Origin of the sequence: Curvivirga aplysinae (assembly GCF_009711445.1) — a bacterium.
Classification (GTDB): domain Bacteria; phylum Pseudomonadota; class Alphaproteobacteria; order UBA8366; family Aestuariispiraceae; genus Curvivirga; species Curvivirga aplysinae.
Genome location: NZ_SMMC01000200.1, coordinates 1 through 13069, shown reverse-complemented (window position 1 = coordinate 13069; position 13069 = coordinate 1). Strand labels below are relative to the sequence as shown.

Annotated in this window: 25 protein-coding genes; all 25 read right to left on the bottom strand. The window is 46.1% G+C overall.

The window, feature by feature from the left end:
- Nucleotides 1-212: 212 nt before the first annotated feature.
- Complete coding sequence (gene rpsK, locus E1160_RS12790) at nucleotides 213-599, bottom strand: 30S ribosomal protein S11 (RefSeq protein WP_155155770.1); 387 nt, start codon at nucleotides 597-599, stop codon at nucleotides 213-215.
- 15 nt (nucleotides 600-614) lie between these two features.
- Complete coding sequence (rpsM, locus tag E1160_RS12785) at nucleotides 615-983, bottom strand: 30S ribosomal protein S13 (protein ID WP_328597155.1); 369 nt, start codon at nucleotides 981-983, stop codon at nucleotides 615-617.
- Nucleotides 984-1234: 251 nt separating this feature from the next.
- On the bottom strand, nucleotides 1235-1882 hold the full coding sequence (locus E1160_RS12780) for an adenylate kinase (protein ID WP_155155769.1): 648 nt from the start codon (nucleotides 1880-1882) through the stop codon (nucleotides 1235-1237).
- A gap of 1 nt (nucleotide 1883) precedes the next feature.
- Nucleotides 1884-3230: a preprotein translocase subunit SecY gene (gene secY, locus E1160_RS12775; RefSeq protein ID WP_155155767.1), complete on the bottom strand. Its 1347-nt coding sequence runs from the start codon at nucleotides 3228-3230 to the stop codon at nucleotides 1884-1886.
- 269 nt (nucleotides 3231-3499) lie between these two features.
- On the bottom strand, nucleotides 3500-4030 hold the full coding sequence (rplO, locus tag E1160_RS12770) for a 50S ribosomal protein L15 (protein WP_155155765.1): 531 nt from the start codon (nucleotides 4028-4030) through the stop codon (nucleotides 3500-3502).
- Between the two features lie 48 nt (nucleotides 4031-4078).
- Nucleotides 4079-4264, bottom strand: coding sequence for a 50S ribosomal protein L30 (gene rpmD, locus E1160_RS12765; protein WP_155155763.1), 186 nt, complete (start codon nucleotides 4262-4264; stop codon nucleotides 4079-4081).
- Between the two features lie 23 nt (nucleotides 4265-4287).
- On the bottom strand, nucleotides 4288-4824 hold the full coding sequence (rpsE, locus tag E1160_RS12760) for a 30S ribosomal protein S5 (RefSeq protein WP_155155761.1): 537 nt from the start codon (nucleotides 4822-4824) through the stop codon (nucleotides 4288-4290).
- A 12-nt stretch (nucleotides 4825-4836) separates the two neighbouring features.
- Nucleotides 4837-5199 carry a 50S ribosomal protein L18 gene (gene rplR, locus E1160_RS12755; protein ID WP_155155759.1) on the bottom strand — a complete coding sequence of 121 codons (363 nt, stop codon included), beginning with the start codon at nucleotides 5197-5199 and terminating at the stop codon, nucleotides 4837-4839.
- Between the two features lie 12 nt (nucleotides 5200-5211).
- A complete protein-coding gene (gene rplF / locus E1160_RS12750; RefSeq protein ID WP_155155757.1) occupies nucleotides 5212-5754 on the bottom strand; it encodes a 50S ribosomal protein L6 in 543 nt (180 codons plus the stop codon).
- 11 nt (nucleotides 5755-5765) lie between these two features.
- Nucleotides 5766-6164, bottom strand: a complete 399-nt coding sequence (gene rpsH / locus E1160_RS12745) for a 30S ribosomal protein S8 (RefSeq protein ID WP_155155755.1) — start codon at nucleotides 6162-6164, stop codon at nucleotides 5766-5768.
- Between the two features lie 12 nt (nucleotides 6165-6176).
- Nucleotides 6177-6482, bottom strand: a complete 306-nt coding sequence (gene rpsN / locus E1160_RS12740; RefSeq protein WP_155155753.1) for a 30S ribosomal protein S14 — start codon at nucleotides 6480-6482, stop codon at nucleotides 6177-6179.
- 15 nt (nucleotides 6483-6497) lie between these two features.
- Entirely contained in the window at nucleotides 6498-7058 is a 561-nt protein-coding gene (gene rplE, locus E1160_RS12735) for a 50S ribosomal protein L5 (RefSeq protein ID WP_155155751.1), read from the bottom strand.
- A gap of 32 nt (nucleotides 7059-7090) precedes the next feature.
- On the bottom strand, nucleotides 7091-7411 hold the full coding sequence (gene rplX, locus E1160_RS12730; RefSeq protein WP_218048886.1) for a 50S ribosomal protein L24: 321 nt from the start codon (nucleotides 7409-7411) through the stop codon (nucleotides 7091-7093).
- Nucleotides 7408-7776, bottom strand: coding sequence for a 50S ribosomal protein L14 (gene rplN, locus E1160_RS12725; RefSeq protein ID WP_155155747.1), 369 nt, complete (start codon nucleotides 7774-7776; stop codon nucleotides 7408-7410). Before rplN ends, rplX begins: the two co-directional genes overlap by 4 nt.
- Before the next feature lie 33 nt (nucleotides 7777-7809).
- Complete coding sequence (gene rpsQ, locus E1160_RS12720) at nucleotides 7810-8052, bottom strand: 30S ribosomal protein S17 (RefSeq protein WP_155155745.1); 243 nt, start codon at nucleotides 8050-8052, stop codon at nucleotides 7810-7812.
- A 15-nt stretch (nucleotides 8053-8067) separates the two neighbouring features.
- A complete protein-coding gene (gene rpmC, locus E1160_RS12715) occupies nucleotides 8068-8259 on the bottom strand; it encodes a 50S ribosomal protein L29 (protein ID WP_155155744.1) in 192 nt (63 codons plus the stop codon).
- A 4-nt stretch (nucleotides 8260-8263) separates the two neighbouring features.
- The gene (gene rplP / locus E1160_RS12710) at nucleotides 8264-8677 is read right to left on the bottom strand and encodes a 50S ribosomal protein L16 (RefSeq protein WP_155155742.1); all 414 of its coding nucleotides are present in this window, start codon (nucleotides 8675-8677) and stop codon (nucleotides 8264-8266) included.
- A gap of 33 nt (nucleotides 8678-8710) precedes the next feature.
- Nucleotides 8711-9388, bottom strand: a complete 678-nt coding sequence (gene rpsC, locus E1160_RS12705) for a 30S ribosomal protein S3 (protein ID WP_155155740.1) — start codon at nucleotides 9386-9388, stop codon at nucleotides 8711-8713.
- Nucleotides 9388-9768 (bottom strand): 50S ribosomal protein L22, encoded by a 381-nt coding sequence (rplV, locus tag E1160_RS12700; RefSeq protein ID WP_155155738.1) that lies wholly within the window; start codon nucleotides 9766-9768, stop codon nucleotides 9388-9390. The genes rpsC and rplV overlap by 1 nt, the downstream gene beginning before the upstream one ends.
- A 2-nt stretch (nucleotides 9769-9770) precedes the next feature.
- Nucleotides 9771-10049: a 30S ribosomal protein S19 gene (gene rpsS / locus E1160_RS12695; RefSeq protein WP_155155736.1), complete on the bottom strand. Its 279-nt coding sequence runs from the start codon at nucleotides 10047-10049 to the stop codon at nucleotides 9771-9773.
- Between the two features lie 11 nt (nucleotides 10050-10060).
- On the bottom strand, nucleotides 10061-10891 hold the full coding sequence (gene rplB, locus E1160_RS12690; RefSeq protein ID WP_155155734.1) for a 50S ribosomal protein L2: 831 nt from the start codon (nucleotides 10889-10891) through the stop codon (nucleotides 10061-10063).
- 3 nt (nucleotides 10892-10894) lie between these two features.
- On the bottom strand, nucleotides 10895-11218 hold the full coding sequence (locus E1160_RS12685; RefSeq protein WP_155155733.1) for a 50S ribosomal protein L23: 324 nt from the start codon (nucleotides 11216-11218) through the stop codon (nucleotides 10895-10897).
- Nucleotides 11215-11835, bottom strand: coding sequence for a 50S ribosomal protein L4 (gene rplD / locus E1160_RS12680; protein ID WP_155155731.1), 621 nt, complete (start codon nucleotides 11833-11835; stop codon nucleotides 11215-11217). The genes E1160_RS12685 and rplD overlap by 4 nt, the downstream gene beginning before the upstream one ends.
- A gap of 14 nt (nucleotides 11836-11849) precedes the next feature.
- Complete coding sequence (gene rplC, locus E1160_RS12675; RefSeq protein ID WP_155155729.1) at nucleotides 11850-12575, bottom strand: 50S ribosomal protein L3; 726 nt, start codon at nucleotides 12573-12575, stop codon at nucleotides 11850-11852.
- Nucleotides 12576-12587: 12 nt separating this feature from the next.
- On the bottom strand, nucleotides 12588-12896 hold the full coding sequence (gene rpsJ / locus E1160_RS12670; protein WP_155155727.1) for a 30S ribosomal protein S10: 309 nt from the start codon (nucleotides 12894-12896) through the stop codon (nucleotides 12588-12590).
- Nucleotides 12897-13069 lie beyond the last annotated feature (173 nt).

The following is a 13069-nucleotide window of genomic DNA, read 5'->3' as shown; positions in this document are numbered from 1 at the left end:
AAACAATAAAGGCCGGTTTGGTTCCCATCCATTCGGAACCTCATCCGGCTTGGGGTTTACCCCTGTTTGAAAGATCAGGCTCCCGCCCTTATTCATCGATCTTTCTGGTTCAGACCCACCGCCTAAATTGGATCATTTGATCTATTCAGGCGGCAGTATGTCTAAGAACAACTAGCAGTCGTTAAAACGTAAGTCTACGTAAAATATAAATATTATACGCGACGACGTTTTGGAGGACGACAACCGTTGTGTGGAACTGGTGTTACATCACGGATAGCTGTGATAACCAGACCAAGAGCTTGCAATGCACGCAATGCAGACTCACGGCCAGAACCAGGACCTTTAACGTTTACTTCAAGTGTCTTAACACCATGCTCTTGCGCTTTACGACCAGCGTCTTCAGCAGCAATCTGTGCAGCATATGGTGTAGACTTACGGCTACCTTTGAAACCCATCATACCAGCAGAAGACCAAGAGATAGCATTCCCTTGAACGTCTGTGATTGTGATCATGGTGTTGTTGAAGGTAGAATTTACATGCACGATACCGGAAGAAATATTCTTACGTTCGCGACGTTTACGTACAGGAGCTTTAGCCATTGTAATCTACCTTCCTTATTTCTTCTTGCCAGCAATCGCTTTCGCAGGGCCTTTACGGGTGCGAGCGTTTGTAGAAGTACGCTGACCGCGTACTGGAAGACCTTTACGATGACGTAGGCCGCGAAGGCAACCCAAGTCCATGTAACGTTTAATATTCATTGCTGTTTCACGGCGAAGGTCACCTTCAACTGTGTAATCAGCGTCAATCGCTTCACGAATACGAATAACTTCATCATCAGACAATTCGTTTACACGACGTTCAGCAGTGATACCAACTTTGTCACAGATTTCTTGTGAGAATTTTGGACCAATGCCGTGGATATATGTTAATGCGATCAACACCCGTTTTCCTGTTGGGAGGTTGACACCTGCAATACGAGCCACGATAGCTTCTCCTAATAAAAAATAAAACTAAGCCACAGTCCAAGTCTTGGATCTATGACATCAAACATTTTAAATAGCCCTATTGTAACAAAGACCCGGTTAGATAGGCCGACTTCCTTGTGTCAGACGAGAAGAGAGGTGAGGCTCGTGGTCTGACGGGCGCGCGGATTATAGGGAATTCCTCCCTATTGTCAACGCCCCCGCAATAGCTTTTTTGTTGAGACTATTTAAGATATCTGCGTAAGCTAAACTTACGCAGATAAAATCTTTTCGATCTGTGCTGTCACTTCATCGATATCAGCCATACCATCGACACCTTTCAACATCTCCTTATCTTTATAATAAGGCAAGATAGGTGCTGTCTGAGCGTGATAAGCTTCTAGGCGAGATTTCACTGTCTCTGCATTATCATCGGCACGACGACTGAATTCCTGACTACCACATTTATCACATGTGCCGTCAACTTCGGGTTTTTGGAATGTATCATGATATCCCTGACCACAGCTACCACATGTATAGCGGCCAACGATACGTTCTGTTAACGCCTCATCGTCTACACGCATTTCAATAACTGCATCAAGTTTCATATCTTTCACATCTAGCAATGTATCTAAAGCGATTGCTTGTGCTTCTGTACGTGGGAAACCGTCAAGAATGAAACCATTTTCCAAATCTGGCTCGTCAAGACGATCGGAAATAATTCCGATCATTGTCTCATCATCTACCAACTGACCTGCATCCATGATCTCTTTGGCTTTCTTACCTACATCAGTACCTGCTGCTACCGCTGCGCGGAGCATATCACCAGTAGATAATTGAACCATCTTACGATTTTCTTCCAGACGTTTGGCCTGTGTGCCTTTCCCTGCCCCCGGAGGGCCCAATAGAATTATTTTCATTTTATTTACGACGCCCCCGTAATTTGGACTTTTTCACTAGCCCTTCATATTGATGAGCTAAAAGATGACTTTGAATCTGACTAACAGTATCCATTGTCACCGTTACGACGATCAACAAACTTGTACCACCAAAGTAGAATGGCACAGCATATTGAGAAATAAGAATTTCAGGTAACACACATACCAACGTCAAATAAGCAGCACCGACAACGGTTAGTCGGGTCAATACCCAATCTAAATATTCGGATGTATTCTTACCTGGACGAATCCCCGGTACGAAACCGCCATGACGTTTCAAATTTTCAGCTGTATCTTCTGGGTTAAACACAACCGCAGTATAGAAGAAACAGAAGAAAACAATCAAAGAAATATAGAGAGCCAAGAATAATGGCTGACCACGTCCTAACATAGCAGAAGCCGTCTGAAGCCATTCCGGGCCTTGACCACCACTGAAGCCTGCAAGTGTTAAAGGCATCAACAAAAGAGAACTAGCAAAGATTGGTGGAATCACACCAGCGGTATTAATCTTCAAAGGTAGATGGGAAGACTCGCCACCAAATACTTTATTGCCCTTTTGACGTTTTGGATATTGGATCAAAATACGGCGTTGGGAACGCTCCATGAATACGATGAATGCGATCACAGCAACAGACATTACCAACAAGAACAAGATGAAGATTGTAGACAATGCGCCTGTACGGCCTAACTCTAAAGTTCCAACCAAGGCAGAAGGTAAGTTTGCAACGATACCCGCAAAGATAATCAAGGAAATACCATTACCAACACCACGTTGCGTAATCTGCTCACCCAACCACATTAGGAATAACGTACCGCCAACCAATGTAACCACTGTTACAACACGGAAGAACATGCCCGGATCCATTACTGCACTGGCGCCAGCAGAAGTGGACATGGATTCAAGGCCAACGGCAATACCATATCCTTGAACCGCAGCAAGAATAACGGTACCAATACGTGTATATTGATTGATTTTCTTACGACCAGCTTCACCGTCTTTTTTCATCTGAGCCATCTGTGGAGACACAGTGGTCATCAATTGCATGATAATAGAAGCAGAGATGTAAGGCATAATGTTCAGAGCGAAGATTGTCATACGCGACAATGCACCACCGGAAAACATATCAAACATACCCAAAATACCGCCAGCATTCTGGCTAAAGATATCTTCAAGTGCAACCGGATCAATACCTGGTAATGGGATATAAGTCCCCAAGCGATATACGATCAACGCACCAAGTGTGAACCAGATTCGGTTTTTAAGTTCGCTCGCTTTACCTAAGCTTCCGAAACTGAAATTCGAAGCAAGCTGTTCAGCAGCAGATGCCATGTTAATTTCCTGTCTTTAAACGGATTAAATCGTGGGTTGTCAGCATATGACATCCCAGACCCCAAAAAATTTTATAAATGAATACCCGATGAATCCCGTTGTCACAAGTAAAAATGGCTCATTTTCAAGCCTGTCCTTCAATTATGAGTGATTCATTTGAGAATTACCGAGTCGAAGTCTTATTATGAAAAAAGCCCCGAGCGCAAAGCATCGGGGCTAATTTCAAATTTTTTCTAAGGTAAAACCCGAAAGTCTTACCTTAACGCAAATTACTTCGCGGCGCGTTTCGCAGCAGCTTCAGCTTTACGTGCTGCCTTTTTGCCTTCCTTTTTAGGTTTGGCTACAGGCAATACGATTGAGCCACCAGCTTTTTCTACAGCTGCTGTTGCAGATGCAGAAGCGCGAGCAACGTTGAATTCAACTTTAGCAGTCAATTCACCTTTACCCAGCAAGCTAATGCCGTCGCGAGACTTTTTCACGATACCAGCAGCTACGATTGCAGCTGCATCAACCGGTTTAGATGCATCGATGCGTTTCGCATCGATTGCTTCTTGAACACGGCCAATATTTACGGCAACAAAGTTCTTTGTGAAGATCGCGTTTGTGAAGCCACGTTTTGGAAGACGGCGATACAATGGCATCTGCCCACCTTCAAAACCTTTAATGCTTACACCAGAACGGGACTTCTGACCTTTAACACCGCGACCACCGGTTTTACCTTTACCGGAGCCGATACCGCGACCAACGCGTGTGCGCTCTTTATGCGCGCCAGCGTTATCAGACAGTTGGTTCAGTTTCATTGGTCTAATCCTTACAGTTTACTAACACAGTCGGATGAGAGAGGTTGATTACTCAACCTCTTCCACGCGTACCATGTGACGTACTTTACGAATCATACCGCGGATAGAAGGAGTATCTTCTAATTCACGAGTACGGTTCATTTTGTTCAGACCGAGACCTACGAGAGTAGCACGTTGGCTTGCCTCACGACGAATTGGACTTGCAGTCTGTGTCACTTTAATTGTTTTAGCCATTTTAGCTCTCCTTGATCAGCTTGTTAGACGTCGTCGCGACGACCAACCAGATCACTCACCTTACGACCGCGGCGCGCCGCAACCATACGAGGAGAGGAACTGTTTTTCAGACCAGCGAAAGCAGCACGGATCATGTTGTAAGGATTGGAAGAACCAATAGACTTAGCAACGATATCTTGCATACCCAGTGCTTCAAATACCGCACGAGTTGGACCACCCGCGATGATACCTGTACCAGCCGGAGCTGCACGCATGCTTACTTTACCAGCACCGAAGCGACCGTATACGTCATGATGTAATGTACGACCTTCACGAAGTGGTACACGGATCATGTTTTTACGAGCAGCTTCAGTCGCTTTGCGGATTGCTTCAGGTACTTCTTTAGCTTTACCGGAACCGAAGCCAACACGACCACGGCCATCACCGACAACTACTAAAGCAGCAAAACCGAAACGGCGACCACCTTTAACCACCTTCGCAACGCGATTAATCGCTACTAGCTTTTCAACTAGATCGGATTCTTCACGTTGAGGGCGATCGTTCTTTTGTTCACGAGCCATCGTTCAGTCCCCTTAGAAGTTCAGGCCGGCTTCGCGCGCGGCATCGCCTAACGCTTTCACACGACCATGATATTGGAATCCGCCACGATCAAAAACAACGGTGTCAACACCAGCTGCTTTTGCGCGTTCAGCGATCAATTTACCTACAACCGCCGCAGCATCTGCGTTGCCTGTAGCTTTTACGGAACCGCTAACATCTTTATCCAAGGTGCTTGCGGCAGCAAGTGTTGTACCAGCTTTATCGTCGATCAACTGAGCATAAACGTGATTGGCAGAACGGTGTACGGACAAACGTACTTTGCCACCAGCTTTTTTCTTCAGTTGAAAACGTGTGCGCTGAGCACGACGCTTGAAGAGTTCTCTTGAAGTCATCATCGTTTTCAGCCCTTACTTCTTCTTGCCTTCTTTGCGCAGAATAACTTCGTCGACATATTTAATACCTTTACCTTTATAAGGCTCAGGTTTACGCCATTTACGAATTTCTGCAGCAACTTGGCCAACACGTTGTTTAGACGCACCGGAAATCGCCAAGATAATTTTACCACGCTCACCTTCAACATCAATTTTGATGTCAGATGGAATGTCAAAATTAACTTCGTGGGAGAAACCCAACGCCATCTTCAAAGTAGAACCTTGAACAGACGCACGATAACCAACACCGTTTACATCCAATTTCTTAACGAAACCTTCGGATGAACCGATGACAGCATTGTTAATAAGAGCCCGAGTCGTACCCCATGCTTGGCGAGAACGCTTTTGCATGTTGTTCGGAGTAACTTTAACTTCGTTCTCAACGATCTCAACAGTTACGTTATCTAAAACGTCTACTGTCAACTCGCCGTTTTTACCCTTTGCAGTGAAGACACCGTCTACTAAAGAGACATCTACACCAGCGGGCACGGCAACAGGATATTTACCTACACGTGACATAGTCTATCTCCTTAGAATACACGGCATAGGATCTCACCGCCAACATTCTGCTCACGTGCTTCGTTATCAGACAAAACACCTTTTGGAGTAGAAATAACGGAGATACCCAAACCGTTGTAGAAGCGACCAAGGTCTTTAATCTTGGAATATACACGGCGACCAGGCTTGGACACACGAGACAATTCTTTGATTACAGGTTCACCATCGTGGTATTTCAACTCAACGGTAAACTCTTTAATACCTTTTTTAACTTCTGCTTCACTGTAGCCGCGAATATAACCTTCACGCTTCAAAACTTCGAGTACAGATGCACGCAAAGTAGAAGCTGGAACTGCTACAGCTGATTTTTGTGCACGTTGACCGTTGCGAATACGGGTCAACATATCACCTAGAGGATCACTCATAGACATGACAATTCCTCCTTACCAGCTTGACTTCGTTACGCCAGGCAATTGACCAGCAGATGCTAGTTCACGCAAAGCGATACGAGAGATTTTGAACTTACGGTAGTAACCATGCGGACGACCAGTGATTTCACAACGGTTGTGAATACGGATCGGTGTAGAGTTCTTTGGAAGTTTGTCCAAAGCAAATACAGCTTTGATACGATCTTCCGCCGGAAGTTCTTTGTTCTTGATGATTGCTTTCAACGCAGCACGTTTGTTTGCGTATTTGGAAGCAAGTTTTTCGCGTTTTTTATTACGCGCAATATTACTTTTTCTAGCCATTAGTCTAGCCCTTCCTTACTTCACAAACGGTACGTCGAACTGAGTGAGAAGCTCTTTAGCTTCGTCATTCGAATTCGCAGTTGTACAGATTACGATATCCATGCCACGAACTTCATCGATTTTATCATAATCGATTTCCGGGAACACGATCTGTTCCTTCAAGCCCATTGCATAGTTACCACGACCGTCAAAGCTCTTGCCAGACACGCCGCGGAAATCGCGAATACGTGGCATAGCAATATTTACCAAACGGTCTAAAAATTCATACATACGTTCCTTGCGGAGGGTTACTTTGCACCCAATCGCCATTCCATCGCGCAGTTTAAATGTCGCGATGGATTTTTTCGCTTTAGTGGAAATTGGTTTCTGACCAGAAATCAGAGTCATTTCCTCAATAGCACCGGCGAGTTTTTTACGGTCGTTAACCGCGCCGCCGACACCCATATTAATCACGATTTTGTCGAGCCGCGGCACTTCCATCGGGTTTTTATAACCGAATTTCTCAATCATTGCCTGACGAATTTTCTCGTCATACGCAGATTTGAGCCGCGGGACGTACTTCTCTGTCGTGGACATAGTAGCCGTATCCCTTGGTTGTTAATACAAAATTAAGAGTCGATCACTTCGCCAGATTTCTTAGCGAAGCGAACTTTTTTGCCGTCCTCAAGAGTTTTAAAGCCAACACGAGTAGCTTTTCCGTCTTTCGGATCGATAAGAGCGACATTACTTACAGCAATCGCTGCCTCTTTGTCAACAATGCCGCCAGCATTTGTTTGAGAAGGACGAGTGTGGCGTTTTACCATGTTCACACCAGCAACAACAACGCGGTTGTCAGATGGAAGAACTTGCAAAACTTCGCCTTGCTTGCCCTTGTCGCGACCAGCTGTGATTACAACTGTATCGCCTTTTTTAATCTTAGCAGCCATCAGATAACCTCCGGTGCCAAAGAAATGATTTTCATGAAGTTCTTAGCGCGTAGTTCACGAACCACAGGGCCAAAGATACGTGTACCGATTGGCTCACCATTTTTGTTAATCAAAACTGCAGCATTGCTGTCGAATTTGATTGTGGAGCCATCCGGACGACGGATTTCTTTAGCTGTACGAACGATTACAGCACGGTGAACATCACCCTTTTTAACACGACCGCGTGGAATAGCTTCCTTAACGGAAACTACAATAATATCACCCACGGACGCAGTACGACGCTTTGAGCCACCCAAAACTTTGATGCATTGCACACGGCGAGCACCAGAGTTGTCAGCAACGTCGAGGTTAGATTGCATTTGGATCATGATTAAATATCCTTATCTTAATCCGTTACAAACTTACGCTTCAGCGGAGTCGCCGATAACTTCCCAGGTTTTACGCTTGGAAATTGGACGGCACTCTTGAATGCGCACTACGTCGCCTTTTTTGGAGGCGTTGTTTTCGTCGTGAGCCATAAATTTAGAAGACTTACGAACGATTTTCTTAAACACCGGGTGCTTTACGCGGCGCTCAACCAACACAACGACAGATTTGTCGCAGGCGTCGGAGACCACAGTACCCTGAAGAATACGCTTAGGCATATTTTAATCTCCCTCTTAAGACGCCTTGCGTTCACCAAGTAATGTCTTGATACGTGCGATATCACGACGAACTTGACGAACACGAGCCGTGTTTTCCATCTGACCACCGGCCACCTGGAAACGTAGGTTGAATTGTTCTTTACGTAGATCGATGAGTTGAGACTTCAATTCATCGTCTGATTTTTGACGAAGTTCTGTAGCTTTCATCTCATTAACCTCCGATACGGGTTACGATTTTGCACTTGATAGGAAGCTTCGCAGCAGCCAATTCAAAAGCACGGCGGGCTGTTTCACCCTCAACACCGTCCATTTCGAACATGATGCGGCCTGGCTTAACTCTACAAGCCCAATAGTCTGTGGAACCTTTACCTTTACCCATACGCACCTCAGCCGGTTTGGATGATACTGGTACATCTGGGAAGATGCGAATCCACACGTTACCTTGACGCTTAATGTGACGTGTCATTGCACGACGGGCAGCTTCGATCTGGCGAGCCGTAATACGACCAGGCTCCAGAGCTTTCAAGCCAAAACCGCCGAAATTCAACGAAGATCCGCCTTTCGCATTACCGTGGATACGGCCTTTATGCGCTTTACGGAATTTTGTTCTCTTCGGGCTTAACATTTTAGTTGCCTCTCGTTATCTGGACCGGGGGCCTTAGCGGCCCGCCTTCTCCTGGTTGTAACGCTTGTCTTGGGCCATAGGATCATGTTCCAAAACTTCACCTTTGAAGATCCAAACTTTGATACCAAGGATACCATAAGTTGTTAGAGCTTCTGCGTGAGCGTAATCGATCTCAGCGCGAAGTGTGTGCAACGGCACACGGCCTTCACGGTACCACTCTGTACGTGCGATCTCAGCGCCACCCAAACGGCCAGCACAGTTGATACGAACACCGCCCGCACCCATCCGCATTGCGGATTGTACGCCACGTTTCATTGCACGACGGAATGCTACACGGCGCTCCAATTGTTGTGCTACGTTTTCAGCAACAAGACGTGCGTCTAGTTCTGGTTTACGAATTTCAACAATGTTTAGAGCAACCTCTGTACCTGTTTTAGCTTGCAACTCTTTGCGTAGCTTTTCGATATCGGCACCTTTTTTACCAATAATCACGCCCGGACGAGCTGTGTAAATGGTAACGCGAGCTTTGCCCGCAGGGCGTTCGATAACGATTTTGGAGATACCAGCTTGTTTCAGGCGGCCTTCCAGATAGTTACGAAGTTCCAAATCTTTATGCAAAAGATCTGCATAATTGCGATCTGCATACCAACGAGAGTCCCATGTACGGTTAATACCGACGCGTAGACCGATAGGATTAACTTTTTGACCCATTATTCAGTCTCCTCACGTTCGCGCAGAACAATTGTCAAGTTAGAGAACGGCTTCTGAATCTTACCAACACGACCACGAGCACGAGCGCGGAAACGCTTCATAACCATAGCCTTACCTACGTAAGCTTCTTTCACATACAACGCATCAACATCTAGTTGGTGGTTGTTCTCAGCGTTGGCAATCGCGGATTGCAATGCTTTCTTCACGTCACCAGCGATGCGACGTTTAGAGAAAGTCAAATCAGCAAGCGCTTTTTCAACATTTTTGCCGCGAATAGATGCAGCAACTAAGTTTAGCTTCTGAGGGCTAACACGAATGTTGCGAACAACTGCTTGCGCTTCGTTGTCAGCTAACACTCTTTCACGAGCAGCTTTACCCATGATTATTTCCTCTTCGCTTTCTTATCCGCAGCGTGACCGTAATATGTACGGGTCGGCGCGAATTCGCCAAATTTATGACCAATCATATGCTCAGTTACGAGAACTGGCACAAATTTGCGTCCGTTGTGAACTCCGAAAGTTAGGCCAACAAACTGTGGCAAAATCGTAGAACGACGGGACCATGTTTTAATGATCTCTTTACGTCCAGATTCGCGAGTTGTTTCAGCCTTCTTCAGAAGGTAATGATCAACAAACGGACCCTTCCAAACAGAACGAGCCATGATCGTACCCCTTACTTCTTAGCGTGACGACGACGGATGATATATTTATCAGTCGCCTTGTTGGAGCGTGTGCGTTTACCTTTGGTCGGTTTACCCCATGGTGTCACAGGATGACGACCACCGGATGTACGACCCTCACCACCACCATGTGGGTGATCAACAGGGTTCATTGCAACACCGCGTACTTCAGAACGTTTGCCTAACCAGCGAACGCGACCAGCTTTACCCAGCTTGATATTTTGTTGATCTGGGTTAGATACTGCACCTACGGTAGCAATACATTCGCCACGTACAACACGTAGTTCACCAGACATCAATTTCAACTGAGCATAACCTTGGTCACGACCAACCAATTGTGCATATGTTCCTGCGGAACGCGCGATCTGACCGCCCTTACCTGGTTTCATTTCCACGTTGTGGATAATGGTACCGATTGGCATATTGGACAATGGCATCGCGTTACCTGGCTTAACGTCAACTTTGTTACCAGCGATTACAGAATCACCAGCTTTCAAGCGTTGTGGAGCCAAGATATAAGCTAGTTCACCATCTTCATATTTCAACAAAGCGATGAAAGCTGTACGGTTTGGATCGTATTCAATACGTTCAACTGTAGCAGCAACGTCGAATTTGTTGCGTTTGAAGTCGATGATGCGATATTTGCGCTTGTGACCACCACCAATACGACGCGCAGTAATGCGGCCCGTATTGTTACGTCCACCTTTTTTGGTAAGACCTTCAGTCAAAGCTTTAACCGGACCGCCTTTGTATAGGTCAGACTTGTCTACCAATACAAGGTTACGGGTACCCGGAGTGTTAGGCTTAAATTGCTTCAACGCCATGACTTACACTCCTGCTGTCGCGTCGATAGTTTGACCTGCTTCCAGGGTAACTACCGCTTTTTTGAAGCCGTTACGTTGACCGATATGGCCGCGGAAACGTTTAACTTTACCTTGTTGATTCAAGGTATTTACAGACTTCACTTTAACATCAAACAAGCTCTCAACAGCTGCTTTGATCTCAGGTTTAGTTGCATCTGTTGCAACTTTGAAAGTTACCTGGTTGTTCTCAGAACCCATTGTAGCTTTCTCTGTGATCACAGGTGCCAAGATAACTTGATACTTGCGCTCTTCGGAAAGAGGCTTCTTGTTCAAGAATTTCCAACTCATGACAAACGTGCCTCCAAACCTTCTACAGCCGATTTAGTTAACACCAAAGTGTCACGGCGTAGGATGTCATATACATTTGCGCCTGCCAAAGACAGGACATCAATATGTGGAACGTTGCGCGCAGCAAGTGCGAAGTTGCCATCGACGTCTGCACCAGTTACGAAAAGAGCATTTTCAACACCGATTTTAGCTAGAGCAGCTTTCATTTCGGATGTTTTAGGACTTTTCGCTACAGCGTCGTCAAGAACGATCAATTTGCCATCAGCTACTTTGGAAGACAAAGCAGTTTTCAATGCCAATTGACGAACTTTCTTGGGCAACTTGTGACTATGATCGCGTACCACTGGACCGAATGCACGACCACCACCACGGAACTGAGAAACTTTCGCAGTACTGTGACGAGCACGACCTGTGCCCTTCTGGTTGAACATTTTCGCTCCTGTGGCGTTCACATCGCTCCGGTTTTTGACCGCATGTGTACCGGCACGACGTTTAGCCAACTGATAGTTAACCATACGCGCTAGGATGTCCTTACGAACTTCCACACCAAATACACCTTCAGCGAGTTCAATATCGCCAGCGGCCTTGTTTTCAAGCGTAATAACCTTCGCTTTCATTGTTACAGGCCCTCTTATTCGTTACCGTCAGAAGCTTCAGCAGCTGGGGCAGCTTCCGCAGCAGCAGCAGCACGCAGGCCAGCTGGCATTGGAGCACCTTCAGGCGCAGACTTCTTAACAGCATCTTTAACCAGTACCCAACCGTTCTTGTGACCCGGTACCGCACCTTTAACCAACACCAAGCCACGCTCAGCATCCGTAGATACGATTTCCAAGTTTTGAACAGTCACGCGACGAGCACCCATGTGACCCGCCATTTTTTTACCTTTAAACACACGACCTGGGTCCTGGCATTGACCTGTGGAGCCATGTGAACGGTGAGATACGGATACGCCGTGAGACGCACGCAAACCACCAAAGTTGTGACGCTTCATCGCACCGGCAAAACCTTTACCAACGGATGTGCCCGCCACGTCAACGAATTGACCAGCTACGAAATGATCCGCAACAATCTCATCACCAACATTAAGCAAGTTCTCTGCTGCAACACGAAACTCAACCAATTTCTTTTTTGGTTCAACCTGAGCTTTCGCGAAATGACCGCGCATAGCTTGAGTTGTATGTTTCACTTTACGAGTTCCAGCACCTAATTGAACAGCATCATAGCCGTGCAATTCGCTAGAGCGAGTCGCTACGACTTGACAGTTGTCCAATTTCAAAACTGTAACAGGAAGGTTCACACCCTCATCTGTCCAAACGCGGGTCATGCCCACTTTCTGTGCAAGTACACCACTACGCATAATGAGTACTCCTTACAGTTTGATTTCTACGTCAACACCAGCAGCAAGGTCGAGCTTCATAAGCGCGTCAACTGTTTGCGGTGTTGGATCAACGATGTCTAACACACGTTTGTGTGTACGCATCTCAAATTGCTCACGGCTCTTTTTGTTCACGTGTGGACCACGAAGAACTGTGAACTTCTCAATTTTGGTAGGAAGCGGGATTGGTCCGCGTACTTCCGCACCTGTACGTTTTGCAGTATTTACGATTTCCTGTGTGGAAGAATCCAACACACGGTGATCGAAAGCCTTCAAACGAATTCGAATATTCTGGTTATCCATAACCAAAAACCTCCAGTTCCTAGAAACGCCTAATCGCCGGATGCGATCGCTATTTCCGGTTAACTAATAAAAACGTATTCGAAAAACACGTCAGCCCGGCGGAGCTTATAAAGCTTCACCGGGCATAACGCAACTACTTTTTTTACTCAGTTACTGCAGCAACTACGCCGGCA

Bases quoted from the DNA above. Each gene is read 5' to 3' on its own strand.
- rplF (WP_155155757.1), bottom strand. From the start codon at position 5,754: ATGTCACGTGTAGGTAAATATCCTGTTGCCGTGCCCGCTGGTGTAGAT.
- rpsE (WP_155155761.1), bottom strand. From the start codon at position 4,824: ATGGCTCGTGAACAAAAGAACGATCGCCCTCAACGTGAAGAATCCGAT.
- rplP (WP_155155742.1), bottom strand. From the start codon at position 8,677: ATGTTAAGCCCGAAGAGAACAAAATTCCGTAAAGCGCATAAAGGCCGT.
- rpsN (WP_155155753.1), bottom strand. From the start codon at position 6,482: ATGGCTAGAAAAAGTAATATTGCGCGTAATAAAAAACGCGAAAAACTT.
- rpmD (WP_155155763.1), bottom strand. From the start codon at position 4,264: ATGGCTAAAACAATTAAAGTGACACAGACTGCAAGTCCAATTCGTCGT.
- E1160_RS12780 (WP_155155769.1), bottom strand. From the start codon at position 1,882: ATGAAAATAATTCTATTGGGCCCTCCGGGGGCAGGGAAAGGCACACAG.
- rplD (WP_155155731.1), bottom strand. From the start codon at position 11,835: ATGAAAGCGAAGGTTATTACGCTTGAAAACAAGGCCGCTGGCGATATT.
- rplR (WP_155155759.1), bottom strand. From the start codon at position 5,199: ATGATGACTTCAAGAGAACTCTTCAAGCGTCGTGCTCAGCGCACACGT.
- rpsJ (WP_155155727.1), bottom strand. From the start codon at position 12,896: ATGGATAACCAGAATATTCGAATTCGTTTGAAGGCTTTCGATCACCGT.
- rplB (WP_155155734.1), bottom strand. From the start codon at position 10,891: ATGGCGTTGAAGCAATTTAAGCCTAACACTCCGGGTACCCGTAACCTT.
- rpsH (WP_155155755.1), bottom strand. From the start codon at position 6,164: ATGTCTATGAGTGATCCTCTAGGTGATATGTTGACCCGTATTCGCAAC.
- rplV (WP_155155738.1), bottom strand. From the start codon at position 9,768: ATGGGTAAAGCTGCTCGTGAAAGAGTGTTAGCTGACAACGAAGCGCAA.
- rplC (WP_155155729.1), bottom strand. From the start codon at position 12,575: ATGCGTAGTGGTGTACTTGCACAGAAAGTGGGCATGACCCGCGTTTGG.
- rpsS (WP_155155736.1), bottom strand. From the start codon at position 10,049: ATGGCTCGTTCTGTTTGGAAGGGTCCGTTTGTTGATCATTACCTTCTG.
- rpsC (WP_155155740.1), bottom strand. From the start codon at position 9,388: ATGGGTCAAAAAGTTAATCCTATCGGTCTACGCGTCGGTATTAACCGT.
- secY (WP_155155767.1), bottom strand. From the start codon at position 3,230: ATGGCATCTGCTGCTGAACAGCTTGCTTCGAATTTCAGTTTCGGAAGC.
- rpsQ (WP_155155745.1), bottom strand. From the start codon at position 8,052: ATGCCTAAGCGTATTCTTCAGGGTACTGTGGTCTCCGACGCCTGCGAC.
- rpsK (WP_155155770.1), bottom strand. From the start codon at position 599: ATGGCTAAAGCTCCTGTACGTAAACGTCGCGAACGTAAGAATATTTCT.
- rpmC (WP_155155744.1), bottom strand. From the start codon at position 8,259: ATGAAAGCTACAGAACTTCGTCAAAAATCAGACGATGAATTGAAGTCT.
- rplE (WP_155155751.1), bottom strand. From the start codon at position 7,058: ATGTCCACGACAGAGAAGTACGTCCCGCGGCTCAAATCTGCGTATGAC.
- rplO (WP_155155765.1), bottom strand. From the start codon at position 4,030: ATGAAACTGAACCAACTGTCTGATAACGCTGGCGCGCATAAAGAGCGC.
- E1160_RS12685 (WP_155155733.1), bottom strand. From the start codon at position 11,218: ATGAGTTGGAAATTCTTGAACAAGAAGCCTCTTTCCGAAGAGCGCAAG.
- rplN (WP_155155747.1), bottom strand. From the start codon at position 7,776: ATGATCCAAATGCAATCTAACCTCGACGTTGCTGACAACTCTGGTGCT.